Source organism: Kitasatospora sp. NPDC088779 (assembly GCF_040685395.1).
Lineage (GTDB): Bacteria > Actinomycetota > Actinomycetes > Streptomycetales > Streptomycetaceae > Kitasatospora.
The window spans coordinates 139,460-161,403 of record NZ_JBFBHW010000009.1 but is presented as its reverse complement, the minus strand read 5'-3'; the positions used below and the strand labels follow the sequence as shown (position 1 = coordinate 161,403).

At 76.5% G+C, this 21,944-nt stretch carries 17 protein-coding genes and 1 riboswitch; of the genes, 4 read left to right on the top strand and 13 right to left on the bottom strand.

The window, feature by feature from the left end:
* Positions 1-32: 32 nt before the first annotated feature.
* The 3 genes from AB0P03_RS11150 to AB0P03_RS11140 all read right to left on the bottom strand — a co-directional run bounded on the left by AB0P03_RS11150 (position 33) and on the right by AB0P03_RS11140 (position 2,968).
* The gene (locus AB0P03_RS11150; protein WP_363628635.1) at positions 33-707 is read right to left on the bottom strand and encodes an SCO2322 family protein; all 675 of its coding nucleotides are present in this window, start codon (positions 705-707) and stop codon (positions 33-35) included.
* Between the two features lie 98 nt (positions 708-805).
* Positions 806-2,053: a prenyltransferase/squalene oxidase repeat-containing protein gene (locus tag AB0P03_RS11145; RefSeq protein WP_363628579.1), complete on the bottom strand. Its 1,248-nt coding sequence runs from the start codon at positions 2,051-2,053 to the stop codon at positions 806-808.
* 117 nt (positions 2,054-2,170) lie between these two features.
* Positions 2,171-2,246, bottom strand: a riboswitch (cobalamin riboswitch).
* Between the two features lie 92 nt (positions 2,247-2,338).
* Positions 2,339-2,968, bottom strand: a complete 630-nt coding sequence (locus AB0P03_RS11140) for a TetR family transcriptional regulator (protein WP_063351068.1) — start codon at positions 2,966-2,968, stop codon at positions 2,339-2,341.
* Between the two features lie 254 nt (positions 2,969-3,222).
* Here AB0P03_RS11140 and AB0P03_RS11135 point away from each other — a divergent pair, with 254 nt between their 5' ends.
* From AB0P03_RS11135 to AB0P03_RS11125, 3 genes are all read left to right on the top strand, one after another.
* Positions 3,223-4,533 (top strand): glycosyltransferase family 4 protein, encoded by a 1,311-nt coding sequence (locus tag AB0P03_RS11135; protein ID WP_079135554.1) that lies wholly within the window; start codon positions 3,223-3,225, stop codon positions 4,531-4,533.
* A 123-nt stretch (positions 4,534-4,656) separates the two neighbouring features.
* The gene (locus tag AB0P03_RS11130; RefSeq protein ID WP_363372252.1) at positions 4,657-5,406 is read left to right on the top strand and encodes a methyltransferase domain-containing protein; all 750 of its coding nucleotides are present in this window, start codon (positions 4,657-4,659) and stop codon (positions 5,404-5,406) included.
* The gene (locus tag AB0P03_RS11125) at positions 5,403-6,464 is read left to right on the top strand and encodes a prenyltransferase (protein WP_350885009.1); all 1,062 of its coding nucleotides are present in this window, start codon (positions 5,403-5,405) and stop codon (positions 6,462-6,464) included. The genes AB0P03_RS11130 and AB0P03_RS11125 overlap by 4 nt, the downstream gene beginning before the upstream one ends.
* A 166-nt stretch (positions 6,465-6,630) precedes the next feature.
* On the opposite strand, the gene AB0P03_RS11120 is transcribed toward AB0P03_RS11125, so the two are convergent.
* The 4 genes from AB0P03_RS11120 to AB0P03_RS11105 form a co-directional block, all read right to left on the bottom strand.
* Positions 6,631-7,542, bottom strand: a complete 912-nt coding sequence (locus tag AB0P03_RS11120) for a hypothetical protein (protein ID WP_363628577.1) — start codon at positions 7,540-7,542, stop codon at positions 6,631-6,633.
* A gap of 195 nt (positions 7,543-7,737) precedes the next feature.
* Positions 7,738-8,724 carry an N-acetylmuramoyl-L-alanine amidase gene (locus tag AB0P03_RS11115; protein ID WP_363628576.1) on the bottom strand — a complete coding sequence of 329 codons (987 nt, stop codon included), beginning with the start codon at positions 8,722-8,724 and terminating at the stop codon, positions 7,738-7,740.
* A 7-nt stretch (positions 8,725-8,731) separates the two neighbouring features.
* Positions 8,732-9,931: a hypothetical protein gene (locus AB0P03_RS11110; protein WP_363628574.1), complete on the bottom strand. Its 1,200-nt coding sequence runs from the start codon at positions 9,929-9,931 to the stop codon at positions 8,732-8,734.
* A gap of 198 nt (positions 9,932-10,129) precedes the next feature.
* A complete protein-coding gene (locus tag AB0P03_RS11105) occupies positions 10,130-10,786 on the bottom strand; it encodes a class I SAM-dependent methyltransferase (RefSeq protein ID WP_363628572.1) in 657 nt (218 codons plus the stop codon).
* Positions 10,787-10,963: 177 nt separating this feature from the next.
* Here AB0P03_RS11105 and AB0P03_RS11100 point away from each other — a divergent pair, with 177 nt between their 5' ends.
* Entirely contained in the window at positions 10,964-12,055 is a 1,092-nt protein-coding gene (locus AB0P03_RS11100; RefSeq protein WP_363628570.1) for an alcohol dehydrogenase catalytic domain-containing protein, read from the top strand.
* Between the two features lie 78 nt (positions 12,056-12,133).
* On the opposite strand, the gene AB0P03_RS11095 is transcribed toward AB0P03_RS11100, so the two are convergent.
* The 6 genes from AB0P03_RS11095 to AB0P03_RS11070 form a co-directional block, all read right to left on the bottom strand.
* Positions 12,134-12,307 carry a hypothetical protein gene (locus AB0P03_RS11095; RefSeq protein ID WP_363580823.1) on the bottom strand — a complete coding sequence of 58 codons (174 nt, stop codon included), beginning with the start codon at positions 12,305-12,307 and terminating at the stop codon, positions 12,134-12,136.
* Between the two features lie 167 nt (positions 12,308-12,474).
* Positions 12,475-14,220, bottom strand: coding sequence for an ABC transporter ATP-binding protein (locus tag AB0P03_RS11090; RefSeq protein WP_363628569.1), 1,746 nt, complete (start codon positions 14,218-14,220; stop codon positions 12,475-12,477).
* 209 nt (positions 14,221-14,429) lie between these two features.
* Positions 14,430-16,085 carry an ABC transporter ATP-binding protein gene (locus AB0P03_RS11085; protein WP_363628567.1) on the bottom strand — a complete coding sequence of 552 codons (1,656 nt, stop codon included), beginning with the start codon at positions 16,083-16,085 and terminating at the stop codon, positions 14,430-14,432.
* A gap of 115 nt (positions 16,086-16,200) precedes the next feature.
* Positions 16,201-16,344, bottom strand: a complete 144-nt coding sequence (locus AB0P03_RS11080) for a VenA family class IV lanthipeptide (RefSeq protein ID WP_159398410.1) — start codon at positions 16,342-16,344, stop codon at positions 16,201-16,203.
* A 265-nt stretch (positions 16,345-16,609) separates the two neighbouring features.
* A complete protein-coding gene (locus tag AB0P03_RS11075) occupies positions 16,610-18,607 on the bottom strand; it encodes an alpha/beta fold hydrolase (RefSeq protein WP_363628566.1) in 1,998 nt (665 codons plus the stop codon).
* Positions 18,604-21,819 carry a lanthionine synthetase LanC family protein gene (locus AB0P03_RS11070; RefSeq protein WP_363628565.1) on the bottom strand — a complete coding sequence of 1,072 codons (3,216 nt, stop codon included), beginning with the start codon at positions 21,817-21,819 and terminating at the stop codon, positions 18,604-18,606. The genes AB0P03_RS11075 and AB0P03_RS11070 overlap by 4 nt, the downstream gene beginning before the upstream one ends.
* Between the last annotated feature and the right edge of the window lie 125 nt (positions 21,820-21,944).

Here is a 21,944-nt window from a genome sequence, read left to right as displayed (position 1 = left end):
TGCGGGAGGGGGGAAGAAGGGCTCGGGAGGCGTCAGGAGGTGCGGCGGCGGCGCGCCTGCCAGACGGCACCGCCGGCCAGCACGGCGATCAGCGCGCCACCGGCGATCAGGCCGACGTCCGGGCCGGAGTCCGAGCCGCCGCCGTCGCCGGACGGGTCGGCCGGCTTGGCCGCCGACCCGAGCTGGTCGGCGCACCCGGCCTTCGGGAAGCCCGCGATGGCGCAGAGCAGGCCGTTGGCGTCGTAGCGCAGCGGCGGGGCGACGGCGGCCAGCACCTCGGCCGAGGTGGCGTTCGAGACGACGCTGGCGCACGCGCTCCGCTGCTCGGGCGGCGCCTCGCCCGAACCGGAACCGGAAGCCGAGCCCGAGCCCGAGCCCGAAGCCGAGCCGGAGCCGGAGTCGGTGGCCGTGCCGAAGTCCAGCACGACCGCGACCCGCTTGCGGCCCGCCTGCGCGGGCGTGTCCGCACAGACGGCGGCGAAGTCGCCCGCCGTCCGGGGCCGTGCCGCATCCTGCCCGCCGTCCGGACTCACCGCGAACCGCCACCCGTCCACGGCCCCGTCCGGCGGCACGGCGACGGCCGGCCCCTGCTGCTGGTACAGCCACCCGTCGCCGCCGGCACGCCAGAACGACCAGTACCGGTATCCCGTCGCCGCCTCCGCCGGCGCCCCGGCGGAGGCGACCAGCAGGAGCACCGCACCGAGCATCGCACCGAGCAGCGAGCCGAGCCGCGAGCCGAGCCGCGAGCCGAGAGCGCGGCGGCCACGGCGGCGGCCCGGGCGGGCCCGGCGCGCGGGGCGGGGTGTCACAGGCTCTGGCCGCGCTTGCGCTGGAGGCTGAGGAGGAGGCCGCCGCCGAGGCCGACGAGGAGGCCGACGATGATCAGCCAGTACTGGCCGATGCCGTCGTCCTTCTTGGGCGCCGCCGCCGTCGGGGCAGGGCCGGCGGTGGCCTTGAGGGCCGGGCCGAGGGCGGTGAGCTCGGCGGTCAGCGGGGCGGTGTCGCGCTGGGCGGCCTGGGTGACGAGCAGGAGGCTGGCGGTGGCGGCGGCGTCGGTGCCGCCCTTGGTCCAGCCGGCGCCTTCCTTGGCGAGCCAGTCGACGGCGCCGGCGGCCTGCTGGGGGTGGCCGCTCTGGATGAGGCCGAGGGCGGCCCAGGCGGTGGCGTTGTAGTCGGGGGTGGGGGCGGCGCCGGGGGTGGTGAGGGTGAGGTGGTTGCCGCCCGCGGCGAGCTGGGCGGTGAGGTACGCCCCGGCGGCCTCGCCGGAGTCGGCGTGCGCGACCGGAGCAGCCGCGGTGGAGGCGGCGGCGGAGTCGCAGCCGAGGGCCTTGGGCGCGGCGTCGGTGCGGGCGGTGGTGGCGACCGGGAGGTGGCCGCCGGCGGCGGCGAGCGAGGCCTGGGCGCTGGCGAGGGCGTTGGGGGCGAGCGCACCGGAGGACGGGTCGGGCTGGTAGGCGAAGGCGCCGCGCTGGTCGGCGGGGGCGGCGCAGCCGAGCTGGAAGAGGGCGAGCCCGTCGAAGGCGTTCTTGCCCGCCTTGGCGACTCCGGCCGGGTCGGTCTTCGCGGCGAAGAGGGCGTTCACGGCGAGGCCGGTGGAGTTGGCGTCGCCGGGGCTGCCGGGGTTGTAGGGCCAGCTGCCGTCGGCGTTCTGGGTGGCCTTGAGCCACTGGACGCCCTTGTCGACGGCTTCCTGGTGCCCGCCGAGGGCGACGAGGGCCTGGACGGCGACGGCGGTGGCGTTGCTGTCCTCGGTCTTGGGGTCGCAGGCGGCGCCGGCGGCCCGGAAGGAGGGCCAGCCGCCGTCCTCGCACTGCTGTCCGGTGAGCCAGCCGACGGCGGAGTCGGCCGGGGTGGCCTTGGCCGCCGCGAGCGCGGTGAGCGCGAGGGACTGCCGCCAGACGCCGTCGTACGTCGGGTCGCCCTTGCCGTAGAGGCCGTCGGGGACGGCGGCGGCGGTGGGCGCGGGGCTGTCGGCGAGGGCCGGTCCGGCGGTGGCGCCGGCGAGGAGCGCGGCGGACAGGGCGGCGGCGCCCAGACGGGCGGCGGTGAGCATGGTGGAGGTGTGCCTTTCGGTGAGCGGTGGTGGCCCGGCGGGGCCGTTCCGTAGTCCTCGACGGTGCCGGGCGGTGCGCGTGGCGGGCCCGGGCTGGCCGCTCGCCCCTCCACGGGCGGTCCGACTCGCCCGGGCCGTCACGGGGGCCGGGCTCACGGTTGCGGGGTCAGCGCCGGATTCGCACCGGCTTCCCCCGGGGGAGGGACGGGATGAAGTTGTGCTGTCCGTCGACTTTAACCGCCGGGGGCGGCCGGCCCCTCCCGCCCGGGCAGGAACAGGTTCCAGTCAGGGCAGGGTGAGCAGCCGGGCCGCGGTGTGCAGGTCGGCCCGGACCTCGGCGATCGAGGCGCGGCCGGAGAGCCAGGCGACCAGGGCGGAGTGCCAGGTGTGCTCGATCACCCGGACGGCCGCGCGCTGGCTCTCGCTGGGTGGCCCGGACTGGCCGATGGCGTCCAGGATGAGCTGGCCGGTGGCGGTGCTGACCTGGTCCACCTCGGCGCCGACGGAGCGGTCCGCGAAGGACAGGGCCCGGACCATCGCCTCGGCGAGCAGCGGCTCGCGCTGGAGCGCGTGGAAGGCGCGGGTGAGTGTGTCGGCGACCCGCGGGGCCGGTTCGGGGTCGGTCGGCGGGTGGCGCCGGATGTGCTCCTGGAGGCCCTGCAACTGCTCCAGCATGACCGCGACCAGCAGGTGCACCTTGGAGGGGAAGTACCGGTAGAGCGTGCCGAGGGCGACCTGCGCGGTCTCCGCGACCTCCCGCATCTGGACCGCCTCGTACCCGCCCCGGGCGGCCAGGGCGGTGGCGGCCCGCAGGATCCGGCGCCGGCGTTCGGCCTGGCGGGCGGTCAGCGGCGGCTCGCCCGGCTGCGCGGGGGGCGGGGTGGTGGGGCTCGTGGAGGTGGTCGGCGGCGGCAAGGAGTGCTCCCGGGGCGCGTGGGTGGCGGCGTGCTCCACAAGGTCGGCAGGGTCGGCGTGGCGGGAATCACCAGCCCTGGCTCCTGAGGGAAAGCTACGGGCCGGTATCTTCGAGGTCTCTCATTGTTCACATGGTCGATGACGAGTTCCACAGCCACTGAAACCTGATCTACTTTAGCGACCGGCGGCAGCGCCGTCGCCAACGCAGAGACAGCAGCAGCACAGGAATAGCAGCTAGAGATGAGGGCCCGAGGATGACCGCGCAGCCGCTGCGGATTGCCCTGCTGTCGTACCGCGGGGACCCCTTCTGCGGCGGTCAGGGCGTGTACGTGCGCCACCTCTCCCGTGAGCTGGCCAGGCTCGGCCACCACGTGGACGTGATCGGTGCCCAGCCGTACCCGGTGCTGGACGAGGTCGACGGCCCCGGTTCGGTGCGCCTGGTCGAGCTGCCCAGCCTGGACCTCTACCGCGCCGAGGACCCGTTCCGCACGCCCGCCCGCGGCGAGTTCCGCAGCCCGGTGGACGTGCTGGAGTTCGCCACCATGCGCACCGGCGGCTTCCCCGAGCCGTTGACCTTCTCGCTGCGCGCCCGCCAGTACCTGGCCCGGCACAAGGGCCGCTACGACGTGGTGCACGACAACCAGACGCTCGGCTACGGCCTGCTCGGCCTGGCCCGGCACGGTTTCCCGCTGGTCACCACGATCCATCACCCGATCACCGTGGACCGGCAGTTGGAGCTGGACGCGGCCACCACCCGGGTCAAGCGGCTGTCGCTGCGCCGCTGGTACGCCTTCACCCGGATGCAGCGCCGGGTCGCCGCCCGGCTGGACCACGTGATCACCGTCTCCGGCACCTCGCAGCGCGAGATCGCCGAGCACCTGGGCGCCGCGCCGGGCGCGATCTCGGTGGTGCCGATCGGCGCCGACACCCGGCTCTGGTCGCCCTCCGAGGAGATCGCCCGCGTCCCCGGACGGATCGTCACCACCTCCAGCGCGGACGTCCCGCTCAAGGGTCTGGTGTTCCTGGTCGAGGCGCTGGCGAAGGTGCGCACCGAGCGCCCCGCGCACCTGGTGGTGGTCGGCAAGCCGCAGAAGGAGGACGGCCCGGTGGCGGAGGCGGTGCGCCGCTTCGGGCTGGCGGACCACATCGAGTTCCGCAGCGGTCTGACCGACCAGGAGCTGGTCGACCTCTACCGCTCGGCCGAGGTGGCCTGCGTGCCGTCGCTGTACGAGGGCTTCTCGCTGCCCGCCGCCGAGGCGATGGCCACCGGCACCCCGCTGGTCGCCACCACCGGCGGCGCGATCCCCGAGGTGGCCGGGCCGGACGGGGAGACCTGCCTGGCCGTGCCGCCGGGGGAGCCGGACCGGCTGGCGGCGGCGCTCGGCCGGCTGCTGGACGACCCGCGGCTGCGCGCCCGGCTCGGCGCGGCCGGCCGGGAGCGGGTGCTGGCCCGGTTCACCTGGGCGCGGGCCGCCGAGCTGACCGCCGACGCCTACCGGGCGGCGATCGCCACCGGCGCCGGCGCCCGGGCCCGCTCCGGGCCGGGCTGGCGGTACGTGCCCTGAGTCGCTCCGGCCGCCCTGCGCGGCGCCCGCCCGGCGGCCCCGGCCGCCCGGTGCGGAGCGGTAGCGGATCGAACTGACGCGGCGTCAAGTCCGCTTGGTAGCAAAAGGAATGGGAGCCCTGCAGTGCTGACCGTCGATTTCTCGCGCTTCCCGCTCGCCCCCGGCGACCGGGTGCTCGACCTGGGCTGCGGCGGGGGCCGGCACGCGTTCGAGTGCTACCGCCGCGGCGCCAACGTGATCGCCCTCGACCAGAACGCCGAGGAGATCGCCGAGGTCCAGAAGTGGTTCGCCGCGATGGAGCAGGCCGGTGAGGCCCCGGAGGGTGCGTCGGCGGTCGCGATGGAGGGCAACGCGCTGGCGCTGCCGTTCGAGGACGACTACTTCGACAAGATCATCATCTCCGAGGTGATGGAGCACATACCGGACGACAAGGGCGTGCTCAACGAGATGTTCCGGGTGCTCAAGCCGGGCGGGCTGCTCGCCGTCACCGTGCCGCGCTGGCTGCCCGAGAAGATCTGCTGGACGCTGTCCGACGAGTACCACGAGGTCGAGGGCGGCCACATCCGGATCTACCGGGGCGACGAACTGCTCGGCAAGCTCAAGGACGCCGGCCTGGAGCCCTACGGCACCCACCACGCGCACGCGCTGCACTCGCCGTACTGGTGGATCAAGTGCGCGGTCGGCGTGAACAACGACAAGGCGCTGCCGGTCAAGGCCTACCACCAGCTGCTGGTCTGGGACATCGTCGGCACCCCGGTAATCAGCACCCTCACCAAGGCCGCCGAACGGGCGCTCAACCCGGTCATCGGCAAGAGCTTCGTCGCCTACGCGTCCAAGCCGCGGCGGACCGAGCCCGGGCGCGTGGACGCATGACCGCCGCCGTCCCCGAGGCACTGCTGCTCGACGGGGTGCTCGACGCCGAGCAGGCCGCCGGCACCGTCCGCAGCATCCTGGCCGAACAGCTTCCCGACGGCGCCATACCCTGGTTCGCCGGCCACCACCTCGACCCGTGGGACCACACCGAGGCCGCCATGGCCCTCGACACCGCCGGCGAGCACGCCGCCGCCGAGGCCGCCTACCGCTGGCTCGCCGCCACCCAGAACCCGGACGGCTCCTGGTACGCCGCCTACACCGACGGCGCCGTCACCGACCGGGCCAAGGAGACCAACTTCTGCGCCTACGTGGCCGTCGGCGTCTGGCACCACCACCTCAGCGCCGGCGACGACGCCTTCCTGGAGTGGATCTGGCCCGTCGTCCGGCGCGCCCTGGACTTCATCGTCGGCCAGCGGCTGCCCGGCGGCCCGATCGCCTGGCGCCTCGACGAGGACGGCACCGCCACCGACGAGGCGCTGCTCACCGGCTCGTCCAGCATGCTGCACGCGCTGCGCTGCGGGCTGGCCATCGCCGAGTACCTGGAGGAGCCGCAGCCCGACTGGGAGCTCGCCGCCGGCCGGCTGGGGCACGCCATCACCCACCACCCCGAGCGGTTCCTCGACAAGGGCCGCTACTCGATGGACTGGTACTACCCGGTGCTCGGCACCGGACTGCGCGGCGACGCGGCGCTGGAACGGATCGACCGGGACTGGGACCGCTTCGTCGTCCCCGGCCTCGGCGTGCGCTGCGTCAGCGACCGCCCGTGGGTGACCGGCGGCGAGAGCGCCGAACTCGCCCTCGCGCTCTGGGCGATCGGCCGCTCCGACCGCGCCGTGGAGATCCTGCGCTGGATCCAGAAGCACCTGCGGCACGAGGACGGCTCCTACTGGACCGGGTACGTCTTCGAGGACGACGCCGTCTGGCCGGAGGAGCGCACCACCTGGACGGCCGGCGCGCTGCTGCTCGCGGTCGCCGCGCTCGGTGGCGACCCGGCGACGGTCGCGGTCTTCGGCGGGGAGCAGTTGCCCGCCGGGTTGGTGGTCCAGGACTGCTGCTGAGGCCCGTAGCCGTGGCCGATGCCGGTGCGAACGGCTGAGGCCCGCACGACGGCTGAGGCCCGCACGACGGCTGAGGCCCGTACGACGGTTGAGGCTCGTACGGGCAACGCGAAGGGGTGGGACCGGAGAGGTCCGGTCCCACCCCTTCGTCGTACCGGCGGGGGCGTCAGCCGCGCTGGATGCCCGAGGTGTCGGCCAGCAGACCGACGGTGCCGTCCTGCAACTGCGCGACCAGCGCGCTGCCGCGCTGCTCGACCGCCAGGTACCAGGTGCCGGGCACCAGCTCGCCGACGGGGGCGCCCGCCGGGTTGTCCTTCGACGCCAGCGAGCGCGGGGCCGGGACGGCGAACCAGAACGGTGCGAAGTCGGCCGCCGGGGCGGCCGGGGTCGGCTGCGGCTGCGCGGCCGGGACCGGCTGCGGGGCGGCGGCCGTGTCCTGCGGCTGGCCGGCCTGCACCGGCTGCGGCTGGCCGGCCGCCGGGTAGCCGTAGCCACCGGGCTGGGCGCCGTACGCCGGGGCCTGGTTCGGGTCCTGGCCCGGGGCCGGGTAACCGTACTGGCCGGGCTGCACCGGCTGGCCCGGGGCCGGGTAGCCGCCCTGGTAGGGGACGGCCGCCGGACGGTCGGCGACCAGCGGGGCCTTCAGCGCGGGCACCAGCGGCGCGGCCGCGGCCGCACCGGCCAGCACGATCAGCGCGATGAGGCCGAGCCAGGCGCCGAAGCCGTGCCCGAAGCTGCCGCCGGACGGGCCGCCGCCCAGCGACCACAGCGCCGTCCACAGCGCGACGACGGCGAAGGCGATGCCCCACTGGTCCAGCCGCAGGCCGAGCACCTGGCGCCCGGCCGCGGCCTCGCCCTGGAAGCGGTGCAGCAGGATCAGCACCGCGGCGGCGATGCCGAGCAGGTAGATCGACGGCAGGATGGGGAACAGCTGGGTGCTCCACGCGTTCTGCGATGTGTCGCCGCAGTACCGGCCGGTGCAGTCCACCGTCCAGTAGGGCAGGAAGGAGGCGATGAAGAGCAGGACGGCCGCGCCGGCGACGGCGGCGTCTCCCCTGGTGAGAGCGCGCAGATTCACTAACGTTCCCCTCGTTGACGTGTCGTGGACGGCGGTTCGTGCGGTCGGGCTGACCGGCCGAAACTCCCGAACGGACCAGAAGCCTAGGCCCAACCGCACCGCCGGTGCACGGCGGGACCGGGAATGGGGCGAAGTCGTTGCCAAAGGCGCGACCCGGGCGGCGCGCACGCCGTCGGCCGCCCCGGCCCAACTTCCTTACCGGGTGGTCAGATACGCCGTCAGCGCGTCGGCGATCCCCTGGGCCGCCCGCTGCCGCCACTGAGGATCCGTCATCCGTTTGGCGTCCACCGGGTTGCGCATGTTACCGCACTCGATGAACACCTTCGGCACCGTGGACAGGTTCAGGCCCCCCAGGTCGGAGCGGGTGTCCAGGCCGTCGCTCGCGGTGTAGTCCGCGTACGGCTCGCCCGTCGCGGCGCGGAAGCGCTCGCGCAGCAGCAGGCCGAGCCGGCGCGACGGCTCGACGATCGCCGAGTTGTCCGCCTTCCCGGCCGCCACCTTCGCCGGGAGGATCACGTGGAACCCGCTGCCGCCCGCCGGACCGCCGTCCCCGTGCACCGACAGGGCCACGTCGGCGTGCGCGTCGGCGCCGGCCCGGGCGCGCTCGTCGATGCAGGGGCCCCACGGACGGTCGCCGTCCTGCGCCAGCACCACCGTCGCGCCGCGGGCGGCCAGGATGGCGCGGGCCCGGTGGGAGACGTCCAGGGTGTACTCGGCCTCGGTGTAGCCGGAGTTGGTCTCGGTGCCGGTGGTGTCGCACTGCTTGCGGGAGTTGCCGATGTCGACCAGGCGGTTGATCTCGGCGGTGTGCGCGGAGTTGCCGGGGTTGTGGCCGGGGTCGAGCAGGATGGTGCGGCCGGTGAGCGCGGTGGGGGAGACCGGGGCGTCCGACGGGGCGGGTGTGTTCGACGGGGCGGGCGTCGTCGGGGTGGTCGGGGGCACCGGGGTCGTCGGCGTCTGGGCCGGGGTTCCCGGTGTGGCGGTTCCCGGGGTGGTGGTGCCCGGTGTGGCGGTTCCGGCCGGGGAGGTGGCCGGCGCGGCGGTGCCGCCCACCGCCACGGAGTGGCCGAGGGACTGCCAGCCCAGCCAGCCCGCCAGGCAGAGCGGAACGGCCGCGCCCACCGCCGTGGTGGCGCGCAGCAGGGTGGAACGGCGGGGCGGTCGGGAGTTCGGGCCGGTCACGGGTGGATCAGATCCTGTCCTGGGTGCGCGGGGTGAGGCCGTACGTGTCGGCGATCGGCTTCCACTTGCCCGCGAAGTCCTTCTTCGCCTGGGTGGCCTGCGGGTTGAGCTCGTCGGCCCGCTTCTTGTCGGCGGTGTTCGGGGCCGAGCCCGAGCAGCCCTGGCCGGCGACCGCTCGCGCCCAGCTCGCGTACGCCCGGTCGATGTCGGCCGACAGCTGCCAGGCGGACTTCAGCGACGCCATCGCGTCCGCGCCGCCCGGCACGTCGGAGGCGCTCAGCTTGGCGAGCTTGCGCAGCAGTTCGTCGCGCTGCTTGGCGCCGTTGTCGAACACCTGCGCCGCGCTCTCGATGTCGGCCTTCGCCGGGCAGCTGCTCACCTTGGCGACCGCGCTGCCGATCGGGGCCTTCGCGCTCTCGCCCTCGGTGAGCAGGCCGTCCAGGGCCTGTGCCTGCGTCTTGGCGTTGGCGCCGGCACCGCTCGCGGTCGGGGACGGCGCCGCGGCGGACGAGGCCGGGTCGGTGGCGCCGTTCGGCGCGGCGTCCGTACCGGTGGGCGCCGGGCCCGTCGGCGGGTTCCCGGTGGACGTCGCGGAGGCGGACGGCGGGGCGGGCGAGGCCTGGTCCTTCTTGTCGCCGCTGTTCTGGGCGGCCACCAGCAGGCCGCCGCTGACCGCCACCACCAGGAGCAGCGCGAAGCCGATCAGCAGCGGTGCCTTCCGGTTGTTCGGGCGGTCCCCGTCGTCCGGGTCCTCGTAGTCGGCGGGGTAACCGGAGGGGTAGTCGGCGGGGTAGTCGGGCTGTCCCTGGTACGGGACGTACGGGGGCTGCTGCGGGCCGGCGGGCGGCTGCGGCGGGTACACGTAGCCGGGGCCGGGGGCCTCGCCGGACACGTAGCCGGGCCCCGGGGTCTGCGCGGACGCGTGGGAGGGGAACGGCGCCGGCGGCGGCACGGACGGCGGCTTCGGGGCGGCCAGGTACGGGCGGGCACCCAGCGGCGGGCCCTGGTCCCCGACGGCGCCGGTGGCGGGCGGCAGCGCGGCCCCGTCCTGCGGTGCGGCCCCGGGGCGCGGTGCGGCGGGCTGGGCGGGGGCGGGCTGCGCCGGGGTGGGCTCGGCGGGTCGCTGCGGGCCGCGCACCCAGCCGCCCGCGCCGCCGCGCGCGGTGGGGTCCCAGACTGCCGGAGCGGTGTTGTGCTGGTCCGTCATGTGCCGCTAGCCCCCACCGTCCGCCGATGCTCTGCCTGGTGCTGCGCGGACACCGTACCGTTCGAACCTCCGCCCGACAGCTCCGGCACGACGTTAGAGCATCCGTGCAGGACTGTGGGGCCGCTCGGCGGATCGGGCGGCGGCTCGGCCGGCGGATCGGGCGGTGGGCGGTGGGCGGCGGGTGGTGAGCGGCTAGCGCTAGCTCGCGGCGGTCCGGCGCAGGACGCGCAGCGAGCCCGTCACCGAGACCTCCTCGAAGCCCTCGGCCAGCGCCCGCAGGTACACCCGGTACGGGGCCTGGCCGCCGTCCGCCGGGTCCGGGAACACGTCGTGCACCACCAGCAGCCCGTCCGGCGCCAGGTGCGGGGCCCAGCCCTCGTAGTCGCCGGTCGCGTGCTCGTCGGTGTGCCCGCCGTCGATGAACACCAGGGCCAGCGGCCGGCCCCACAGCGCCGCGATCCGCGGCGAGCGGCCCACCAGCGCCACCACGTACTCCTCCAGCCCGGCGGCGTGCAGCGTCCGGCGGAACCGCGGCAGGGTGTCCATCAGCCCCACCTCCGGGTCCACCAGCGTCGGGTCGTGGTACTCCCAGCCGGGCTGCTGCTCCTCCGAGCCGCGGTGGTGGTCCACCGTCAGCGCGGTCGTCCCGGTCTCCCGGGCGGCCGCCGCCAGCAGGACCGCCGAGCGACCGCAGTAGGTGCCGATCTCCAGCACCGGCAGCCCGGTGCGCCGCGCCGCCGTCACCGCCGCCGCGTACAGCGCCAGCCCCTCGTCCACCGGCATGAATCCGGTGGCCGCCTCGAACGCCGCCAGCACCTCGGCCGCCGGGCGGACACTCTCCAGCAGGTCGGACATGACGGTGCTCCTCGGGCTCGGGACGTGCGCGAACGCGTTCGCCCCGGACCCTACTCGACGGTAGAGGGGCGGACCACAGCGGCCCTGGAACGTGTTCTAGTCGGGTCGGGTCGCCCGTGTCAGAATCGGGCCCGACCGTGGAGAACCGAGCACACGAGGCACACCGGGAGCAGCCCCATGCGCGCAGCCGTCCTGCACAAGACCGGCCAGGAGACCCTTGACGTCCGGGAGGACGTGACGGCCGTCGGCTTCGGGCCGGGCGCCGTACGGGTCCGGATGCGCGCTGCCAGCCTCTGCCACTCCGACCTCTCGGCGATGAGCGGCGTCCTGCCGCAGCCCGCGCCGTTCGTCCCCGGGCACGAGGGTGCCGGGGAGGTCGTGGAGGTCGGTGAGGGCGTGGCCGGCCTCGCCCCCGGCGACCGCGTGGTGCTCTGCTGGATGGCGCCCTGCGGCCGCTGCGCGCACTGCGAGCGGGGCCGCGGCCACCTGTGCATCGCCAGCCTGCGGCGGCTCGGCGCGCCCGGCTTCCGCTTCGAGGACGGCGGCGCGGCGGTCGAGGCCTCCGGGTTCTACGGCACCGGGGCGTTCGCCGAGGAGGTCGTGGTCGCTGCGGACGCCGTCATCAAGGTGCCCGCCGACCTGCCGTACGAGGCCGCCGCGCTGATCGGCTGCGGGGTGACCACGGGCGTCGGCGCCGCCGTCAACACCGCCCGGGTCGAACCCGGCGCCTCCGTCGCGGTGATCGGCGCGGGCGGGGTCGGGGTCGCCACCGTGCAGGGTGCCCGGGTCTGCGGCGCCGCCCGGATCACCGTCGTCGACCCGGTCGTCTCGCGCCGCGAGCGGGCACTGGCGTTCGGCGCGACCGAGGCGATCGCCCCCGAGGACCTCAGGGCGACGGCGAAGGGCCTGCCCGGCGGCGGCTTCGACTACGTCTTCGAGGCCGTCGGCCGGTCCGCCACCGTCCGGGCCGGCTACGACGCGGCCCGGCGCGGCGGCGCGGTCGTGGTGATCGGCGCCGGCGCGCAGGACGACCTCGCGCAGTTCACCATGGGCGAGCTGTTCTTCAACGAGAAGCGCCTGCTGCCCTCGCTCTACGGCGGGGCGCAGGTGGCCCGCACCATCGCCCTGGTCGTCGACCTGTGGCGGGCCGGGCGGATCGACCTCGACGGCATGATCAGCCACCGCGTCGACCTGTCGGACGTCAACGAGGCGATCGCCCAGATGCGCAGCGGCGAGGCGCTGCGCACGGTCGTGACGCTGGGGCGCTGAGCCGCGGGCCCTGCCCGAACGCGACGAGGGCCCGCCGGGGGGTGCTCCCCCTGACGGGCCCTTCCGGTGCGGGTGTGCTCAGCCCCGGTCCGCCGCGGCGCGGTGCCGGCCGTGCGGGTCGGCCTCGGGCTTGTCGTCGGCGGCGGAACGGCCCCGGTGCCGGCCGTGCGACGAGGTGTACCCGGCGGTGCTCTCGTCGGCGTCGGTCCCGTTGGCCGCGGGTCCGGTGGAGGCGGTGAGGGTGTCGGACATCAGAAATCGTCTTTTCCGTGCGGAGGGTGCAGGTCATCGGCGCCCGGCCGGCGCTTGGCGGCGCGCGGTCGGGTCCCCGATCGGGCGCTCGGTACGCGCCACAGCCGGTGATCGCGGCCCGTGCCCCGGCCACCATAACGGCCGGAACGGACGAGATCCTATCGAGATCATGACGCGCGACCCGCCGTCGAACCCAGCCAGTGACCGACCAACTCGCGGTACAGCGGGGACAGCACCTGAAGATCGCCGTGCCGGGCGAGCACCCCCCGCCCGCCGTCCAGCAGCAGCACCCGGTCCGCGCGCAGGGCCGAACTGATCCGGTGCGCGACCACGACGAGAGTCCCTGGCCGGGCGGCGAACGCCCGCTCGACCCGCTCCTCCGCATGCGGGTCCAGATGGCAGGTCGCCTCGTCCAGCACCACGACCGGCGCCGGCGACAGATACGTCCGCACCAGCGCGAGCAACTGCCGCTCCCCGCCCGACAGCACGCCCGGATCGCGCAGGACGGCCTCCGGGCCGCCCAGCCGCGCGACCACCTGATCGGCCCCCAGTACGCGGACGGCACGGGCGAGTTGCTCCTCCGTGGCCTCCGGGGAGAGCCAGGTCAGATTGGACCGCACCGGCCCCGGGAACACGTACGCCTCCTGCGGCACCAACGCCACCAGTCGCGCCCGCGCGGCCCCCGCCAGCCCGTCCGGCCGCACCCCGCCCACCGACACGGCCCCGCCCGTCGGCGTCAGCACCCCGCCCACCGACACGGCCCCGCCCGTCGGCGTCAGCACCCCGGCCAGCAGGGCCGCCAGCGTCGACTTCCCCGCCCCGCTCACTCCCACCACGGCCACGTGCTCCCCGGGCGCGAACCCGAACTCCAGCCCCTCCAGCACCGGCGCCCCGGCCCCGCCGTGCCCGTACCTCAACCCGCTGACCCGTACCTCCGGCTCCTGCCCCGCGGCTCTCCCCGGCAGCGCGCTGGGGGCGGTGTCCGCCGGCGGGTCGATCGTGGTGGCCGCCAGGCGGTCCAGGACGACGGCGAGGTTGAGCAGCCAGCCGCCGACCGTACCCGCCAACGTCCGCACCGCCGGGTCGAGTTGCTGCAGCAGATAGGTCGCGACGCCGAGCAGTTCGCCGGGGGTCAGGGCCTCGCGGGCGAGCAGCCACGGCGCGGCGGCGAGGACGGCCAGGGCGGGCAGCCGGCCGCCGAGGGCCACGACCAGCGCGCGCAGGGCCGAGGCCCGACCCAGGGCGCGGGAGGCAGCGGCGCTCGCCCGGGCGGCCCCGGTCAGTGCCTCGGCGACCTGCTCCCGGGTGCCCGTGGCCTGCACGTCGCGCAACCCGTGCAGCGCCCGCCCCGCCTCGGCGGCCAGCCGCTCCTCGGCGAGCACGACCGCGTGCCGCCGCGCCACCAGCGGGCGCAGCAGACGGGCGAAGAGGAACCCGGCGGCGAGCAGCGGCAGCAGGACCAGCGGCAGGACGACGGGCGCCAGCAGCGCCAGACCGGCCAGGGCGGCGACCAGGGTGACCCCGACGCCGCGCAGGGTGCGCAGCAGGGTGGCGGTCAACTGCCTTGCGGACTCGACCTGTTCGGTGAGCCGGGCGACCTCGGCCGGATCCGCCGACGGCCGGGCGAGCGCGCTGTGGACCACCCGCTCGACCAGGGCGTCCCGCAGCGGCTCCACCACCCCCGCCAGGTGCGGGAACCCGGCCCGCGCCGCGTACGCCCGGACGGCCATCGAGGCGCCGAACCCGGCCAGCCAGGCCACCCCGGCCCCCGGCCGCCCGGCCAGGAACCCCTGGTCGACGGCGGCCGAGACGAGCAGCCCGGACAGCAGCGGCGGCAGCGCCTCCACCCCGGACCACCCGAGCAGCCGGAGCAGCGGCCCGCGCGTGACGGCCAGTTGCCGGAACAGCAGCACCCACCCGGGGGAGGCGGACGCCGGAAGTCGACGACGCCGACTTCCGGTGCCGGGCGGTCGGCCCGCGCCGGGCCGGTGCGGGGCTCCGGCTGTTGCGGGCCGTCGGCGATGCCGACTCCTCGTGCCGGGCGCCGGGGCGGGCGGTTGCGTGGGAAGTCGAGAGGGCCGACTTCCCGCGCCGCCGTCGGGCGGGGTGCGGTGGCGGGCCATCAGACGGCGGCCGTCTGGAGGGCGGTGTCCGACAGGGCGGCGCGGTAGTCGGGGTCGGCGAGGAGGGTGGCGTGCGGGGCGAGGGCGCGCAGGCGGCCGGCGTCGAGCCAGGCGACGAGGTCGGCGCGGGCGGCGACGCCGGCGCGGTGGGCGACCACCAGCCGGGTGCGACCGAGGGTGGCGCGGTCGAGGGCCTCGGTGACCAGGTGCTCGGTGGCGAGGTCCAGGCCCGAGGTGGCGTCGTCGAGGACGACGACCCGGGCGGGCTGGGCCAGGAGCCGGGCCAGGCCGAGGCGTTGCAGTTCGCCGCCGGAGAGCCGGAGTTCGTCGAGCGGGGTGTCCCAGCCCCGGGGCAGCCGCTGGAGGAAGCCGTCCGCGCGGGCGGCCGCCGCCTCGGCGGGGCCGGCGCCGGCCAGCGCGTCGCGGACCGTACGGCCGATCAGGGCGGGCCGGGCGAAGGCGTAGCCGACCGCGTGCCGCAGTTCGGACGGGGCCAGCGCGTCCACCGGGACGCCGTCGATCAGTACGGCGCCCTCGTCGGGGTCGCGCAGCCGCCCGGGCAGCGCGGCCAGCAGGGACTTGCCGGAGCCGGAGCGTCCCACCAGCGCGACCGTGCGGCCGCCGGGGATCGTCAGGTCGAGCGGGCCGAGCAGCACCCGGTCGCCGTCGCGCACCACCACGCCGCGCAGGACGACCTCCCCGTAGCCGTCGGCGGGGAGGGCCGCCCGGCCGGGTTCGGCCGGGCGGACGGCCAGCAGTTCGTCGGCCCGGGCCTGCCCGGCGCGGGCGTGCGCCACCGCGACCAGCGCCTCGACCTGTTCGAAGAGCCCGGCGCCGAGGGCCGCCCAGCCGGCCGCGGCGGCGAGTGCCCCGGGAGCCAGGGTGCCGCCGGCGAGGAGCGCCCCGGCGGTGGCGAGCACCGCGACCTCGACCACCGCGATCAGCAGGGTGGCCTGCCAGGCGGTGCGCCGCTGCGCCGCCCAGAGCGCGAGCCCGGCGGCGGACAGGTCCGGTAGCGGCGCCAACACCCGTGCCGCCTCACGCTGTTCGGCGCCGGCGGCGTGGATGCTGCGCAGTCCGGTGAGGGCGTCGCTGAGCCGGGCAGCAAGGTCGGCCTGGACCTCCTGGTAGCGGGCGAACACCGGCCCGGCCTCGCGCAGGAAGAGCCGGATCAGCACCACGCCGGGGACGACGCCCGCGAAGAAGGCGAGCGCCAGCCACGGTGACAGCAGCCCGAGCCCGACGATCGCGCCCGCCGAGGTGAGCAGCGCCGTGGCCGCGCCGAGGACGGCGGGCAGCCGGCCGCCAGCGTCGCCGGCCGAGCCCAGCAGGCGGGCGGCGAGGTCGCCGGGCGGTGGTCCGTGGCGGAGCCGGCCGCCGGCTCCGAGGGCGAGCAGGTGGCGGACGAGGCGCCCGCGCAGGGCGGCGGTGGCCTCGGCGGAGCAGGCCGGGGCGGCCGCGGCGGCGGTGGCGTCGGCCGCGGCGGCCACGCCCAGGACGAGGGCGAGCCGCACGAAGGCGCCGGACTCGGGCCGGTGGCCGAGGGCGGCGTCGACGGCCGCGGCGAGGGCGGCGGGCAGGGCGAGCGTGGTGGCGGCCCCGACCGGCAGGGCGATGCCGAGTGCGAGGGTCCAGCCGGTGGGGCGGCGGGGCAAGTCGGAGCTCCCGTCGGAACGTCGGGTCGGGGGTCGGGCATGTGCGGGGAAACGGACGGTGCCGTCCCCGCCTGTCCGGACAGGCGGGGACGGCACCCACGGCTCACCGCCTGGATCAGCTGTTGGTGAAGATCAGGCAGGTGAGGATGAGACAGGTGTACTGGCAGCCGGCGCCGTGGCCGGTCAGCTCGACGGACTCGGTCTCCGGCAGGTCCTGCAGCGCCGCGAGGTCGGTCTCGAAGTCCACCATGTTCTCCATGATCGGGTTCCTCCCCTGGAACTACGCCCGCCGCGATCTGCCTGCGGGCATCGGGTGTCGCCCCCGGGCGGCTCGGTCCGCCGCGCCGGGGTGGTGCCCCGGGCCGCGTCGGGCCCGGGAGTCTGTGTGTTGAGGTGTCGACGTCCTGATGAGGTGTCGAGGAGTCGAGGTGTCGATGTCCTGAGGTGTCGAGGAGTCGAGGTGTCGACGTCCTGAGGTGTCGAGGAGTCGACGTACCGAGGTGCCGGGGCTCCGGTCAGCCCGGTCAGCCCGGTCGGCCGGTCCGCAGGAACGCGGCCAGCAGCTCGTGCAGCACGGCCGCGCCCTCCTCGGCGAGCACCTCGTGGCCCGATCCGGCCGCCTCGACGTACCGGAAGTCCGCGCCCTCGACCCGGCCGATCCGCAGCAACTCGTGCCGCAGCGAACGGGACTGGCTCACCGGCACGACCTCGTCCCGGTTGCCGTGCACCACCAGCAGCGGGGCGCTCAGCCGGTGCGCCAGCTGGAGGACGTCGCGCGGGCCGCGGGCGTCGGTGATCGGTTCGTCGCCGGCCAGCCGGGTGGTCAACGCCCGTACGGGGGGTGCCGCTTCGGCCAGCAGCCGGGCACCGGACAGGAACGGTGCGACCACCGCGCAGCGGGACACCTGCTCGGACGGCGCGTGCGCGGCCGCCAGCAGCGCCAGGAACGCGCCGTAGCTGACCCCGAACAGGGCCGGCGGTTCCAGCCCGAGTGCCGCGCGCTGGCCGGCGATGCCGTCCAGCAGGTACAGCACGTCGTCCAGGTCGGGCCCGCCCCAGGCGCCCCGGATGGCCATCGCGTGCGCCACCCCGTAGCCGGTGGAGCCGCGCTGGTTCGGTGCGATCACGGCCAGGCCCTCGGCGGCCATCCGCTGAAGGGCCGGGTCGAACTCCAGCCGCCAGGCGTCCGCCGGGCCACCGTGGAGCGCCAGCACCAGGTGCGGGCTGCTCAGCCAGGTGTCCCCGCCGTACACCACGGCCTCCAACGGCCCGGCTGGACCGGCGAGTTCGAGGCTCTGTGCGGGCTGCCAGCGGCCGCCGTCCCCGGGGGCGGTGCTGCCGTCCACCCGCCAACCCGGCGGCTGGGTGCGGGGGGTGCGCGGACCGCCGGGCTGCCAGGGCAGCACGGTGTCCCGCCACGGGCCGGGCAGGCCGGAGCCCAGCGGCGCCAGTTGCAGCGGCAGCGGCATCGGCATCGGGCCGGACCCGGCCTTCGCCGGGCCGTGCGCCAGCAGCGCGTCCACGTCCAGGGCGGCCAGCGCCGCCGGGTGGTCGGGCGAGGAGTACGGAAGCCGCAGCGCCGCCCCGCCCCAGTGGCCGACCGCGCCGAGTCGGCCGGGCGGCACCGGCAGCTGGTCCAGCCGGCCGGCGGCGGCCCGCCACAGGGCGAGCGCGGAGCCGGCGCCGTGGTCGACCTGCACCGCCACCTGCGGGCCGTCCGCCGTCCGCCGCAGCGCGACCGGCCGCAGGAACATGCCCGCGACGTGCAGGCACTCCGGGAACCGCAGCGGTTCGCCGCCGCCCAGCACACCCCAGCCGAGCCGGTCGGTGCCCGGCGCGTCGCTGCGCACCATCGCGAACCGGCTGTCCGGGTCGAACAGCACCAGCCGGTCGTTGCTGCGCTCGCCGATCTCCAGCAGCGGGGTGGTCGTGCCGCTGCGCAGGTCCAGCACCACGGTGCGGACGAGCCCCGCGTTCACCCGGTCCAGCGCCAGCAGCGCCCCGGCGCTGTCCAGCCAGGCGCCGCCGCCGTGCAACCCCGGGATCTCGGCGACCCGTTCGGGCTCGCTGCCGTCCGTCCGCACCAGCCAGACGGTGGTCGCCGGGCGGGTGTCCGTCCCGAGGGCGAGCGCCACCGGCGTCCGAGGACCGGCGCCGTGGGGCGTCGGGACCGGCAGCAGCCGCAGCCCGGGCATCCGGATCGTGGCCATCTGCTGCTCCACGGCGCCGTTCTCGCCGTACGAGAGGCGGACCAGGTCGTGCCGCTCGCCGTCGTGCCGGCAGACCAGCACCGAGCCGTCCGGCAGCGCGACCAGTTGCGAACGCAGGCTCTCCGACCGGTTGCCGGACAGCGGCAACGCCAGCGGGGTGGCCGGCCCGCCGTCCGAGGGCAGCCGCCAACTCTCCACGTACCAGCCGCCGTCGGCGGCCGAGGCGAGGCAGGCGGCGTGACCGCCGTCGGCGGAGAAGGTGAAGCTCAGTCGGCGCAGCGCCTGCGCGACGGTCCGGGTGGCCACGTTCATGCCCCGCTCACCCCGCTGCCCGCGCCTTGGAGCCGGCGCACGGCGGGCGGCGCCGGATCCACCCAGAGTCGGGGGCCGCCGTGCCGAAGCCGCAGCAGGAAGGCCAGCGCGCCCGCCGCGCCGGTGCCGTAGCCGGCCGCGCAGCCCGTCCCGGTCTCGTCCGGCAGCACCAGCAGGCCGCCCCGCAGCGCCGACCGGGCAGCGATCAGTTGCGCCAACTCCTCGGCGCCGGAACGGAATTCCGGCTCGTCGGCGACCTCGGCAAGGTCGAGCAGGTACTCGCCGTCGCCGGCCAGGCCGTGGCAGGCGCTCACCCCGCCGTGCCAGCGCCCGGCCAGTACGGCCCGCCCGGCGGCCAGCGCCAGCCCGTGCGCGGTGGCGTCGCCGGTGGCCCGCCAGAGGCGCAGCAGGAAGGTGCCCACGCCGGACGAGCCGCTGCACCAGTGCGCCAGCCGGACGCGGTCCGGATCGCCCGCGCTCTGCGGCCACCAGGCGCTCTCGCGCGGCGCGTCCCAGCGGACGGTCGCGGCGAGCGTGTGCCCGGCCTCGACGGCGCCGGCCAGCAGGTCGCGGTCACCGGTCGCCTCGGCGGCGGCCAGCAGGAAGGCGCCCACACCGGCCACGCCGTGCGCGAAGCCGAGATGGGTGATCCCGGCGAGCGCCGAGTCGAAGTCCGCCGGCACCGGCCACACCCGCCCGTACAGCTCGCGCCGGGCGGCGGCGAGCAGGGCGTGGCCGCAGTGGGCGGCGCGGTCGAGGAAGGCCGGGTCACCGGCGGCTTCGGCGGTGAAGCCTTCGGCAGCAAAGCGGAGTTGGGTGAACCCTGAGCCGGCCGCGCCGTGGCAGACGTCGGGGTTGGGCCACTCGACGGGGATCCGCCGGGCGAGCGCGGCGGCCCGAACGGCCAGCCCCTCGTCGCCCAGCGCCCGGGCGGCGTCCAACAGAGCCCAGGCCGTCCCCGACCGCCCGAAGTGCAGCCCGGGCAGCACCACCGGCTCGGCGGCCAGGCGCCGTTCGATCCACCCGGCGGCCGTCCGGGCCGTCCGCGCGGCCTCCGCGCGCACCCCGCCCGGCAGGCCCTCCGCCGCCACCGCCCGCGCCAGCACCGCCAGCACCCCGGCGGCGCCGTGCTGCACATTGCACGGATCCGTCCGCTCCCCGGCGGGCACGACCGGCCACAACCGGTCCCGCCGCAGCGGCGTGGCCGTGACGGCCAGCTGCCGCAGGCCGTCGCACAGCACCCGGTCGAGGAGGCCGGCCGACGCGCGGCAGGCGGCGTCCGGGGCGGCGCCGTCGGGTCGGACGGTAGCCCGGGGGCCGCCGGTCGTGGCGGTCGCATCGGTCGCGGAACGGTCGTCGTGGGCGTCGCCGGAGTGCTCGGCGGGCGTGGCCCGGTGGGCCGCGGCGCGCCACGGCGGAGCGGTGGCGGCCCGGATGGCACCGGCCCTGGCGGGCGCGGCACTGCTGTCGGCGGCTCGCTGCGGGGGTGCGGTGGCGGCGGCGCCGGTCGGGCCGGCGGCATGCGGGCCGTCGGGGCGCCCGGTGTGCGTGTTCCGCCGGTTCGGTGCCTGCCACAGGGGAGTGACGGCGGCGGTGGTCTCGTGGCCGTGCACGGCACCAGGGGTTCCGCCGCCGTCGGCCGGGTCCGGGTGCGTGTCGCCGCTGCGCCGGGCGCCCGCGGTGGCTCCGCCCGCGAGTTCCACCCTGACCTGGGCGAGGCTCCAGCGCTGCCCCGGCTGTTCGGCCCGGAGGCCGAGGACGGCGGGGGCGAGGCGGCGGGCGGTGGTACCGGTGCGGGCGGCGAGGGCGAGCCAGCGGCCGAGGCGCTCGGTGACCGGGCGGGCCCGGGGGAGGTCGTCCGGGAGCAGCGGGTCGTGGCCGGTGGCGAGGAGGAAGAGCAGGCCGCCGAGGGCGTACAGGTCGACGGCCGGGTCGGCGACGCAGGTGCCGTCGTGGACGAGGCCGAGCCGGCCGGGCCCCTGTTCGGGGGCGCGGTAGCCGGGGGTGCCTGCGGAGCCGGCGGGGCGGCCGGTTTCGGCGGCGAGTTCGAGGTCGACGAGCCGGAGGCGGCCGTCGGGGCGGACCATCACGTTGCCGGGGGAGAGGTCGCGCAGGACGAGCCCTTGGGCGTGCACCTGCTCGACGAGGTCGAGGAGGGCGTGCGCGACCGGTCCGGCTTCGGCCCAGTCGACGTCGGGGCTGCCGTCGCGCCGCAGCCGGGCGGCGACCCACGCGCCGAGCGGCTGTCCGGCGATTCGTTCCTGCACAAGGAAGACGGAGTCGTCCCGTTCGATCAGTTCGATCGGGTGGGGTGCCAGGCCCTGCCCGTCCAGCCGGGTCAGCAGGGCGGCCTCGTGCCGCAGGGCGTCGCGGGCGTCGGTGCCGGCCCGGTCGATCTCGATGTGCGCGCGGGCCTGCTTGACCACGACCTCGGCGCCGCTCGGGGCCTCCCGGCCGAGGAAGACCCCGCCCTTGGTGCTGTGCCGTACGGCGGCGGTGATCGCGTACCGCTCGGCGAGCAGCACGCCCGCGCCGCGCTTCGCCCCCGGCCGGGCCGCACCGGTCGCCAGCGGGTCCCGGGCCCAGGACGGCGCCCGGTAGGAGGCGCCGCGCACGTCCTCGGCCCGTTCGCCGTCCGGCCCGTGCAGGACGGAGCGGTACTCCCCGTCGTGGCCGAGCTCGGCGCGGGCCGCGAAGGCGCCGTACCGGTAGTGGACCAGGCTGCCGGGCCGGTAGGGGCGGTCGGAGAGCACGACGGGCCCGGGCAGTCCGGCGGTGGCCCGGTCGAGTCCGGCGGCCAGCCGCCGGAACTGGGCGTCGTCGGCCGGGTAGACGGTGATGAACTTGCCCGCCGAACCCCGATCGCTGTTACGGGAGTTGAGTTCGCGCAGCCGCTGCTCCCCGGCGGCGAACTTGAACGGGCACGGGTCGTCGGCGAGGGCCCGTACGACGGCCGCGAGCACCGCTTCGCCGACCGCCGAGGCCGCGCTGACGTGGAGCTTCCAGCCCTGCTCCGGGAGTGGAGCCGACGCGGGCGGCCTGGCCGTGCACCAGAAGCCCCCGGCGGTGACCTCCCAGTCGCCGCCGCCTCCCCGGCCGCCGGCGTCCGCCAGCGCCGCCCGCGTCGTCTCCGGCCACGGTCCGGCCGCATCCGGCCCGTGGCCCGCCGATTCCCCGCCCCCGGCCGTACGCAGCGATGTGCCCGCCGCCATTCGCCACCACATCCCTTCGTCTCGTCCGCCGCCCGCGGGTGCCCACTGCTCCGGCACCCGGGCGTGCGGCCCGGCCTGATCGGCTTCCTCGGAAGGAGCGGGAGTGCCGCCCCTGAACGGGAGTG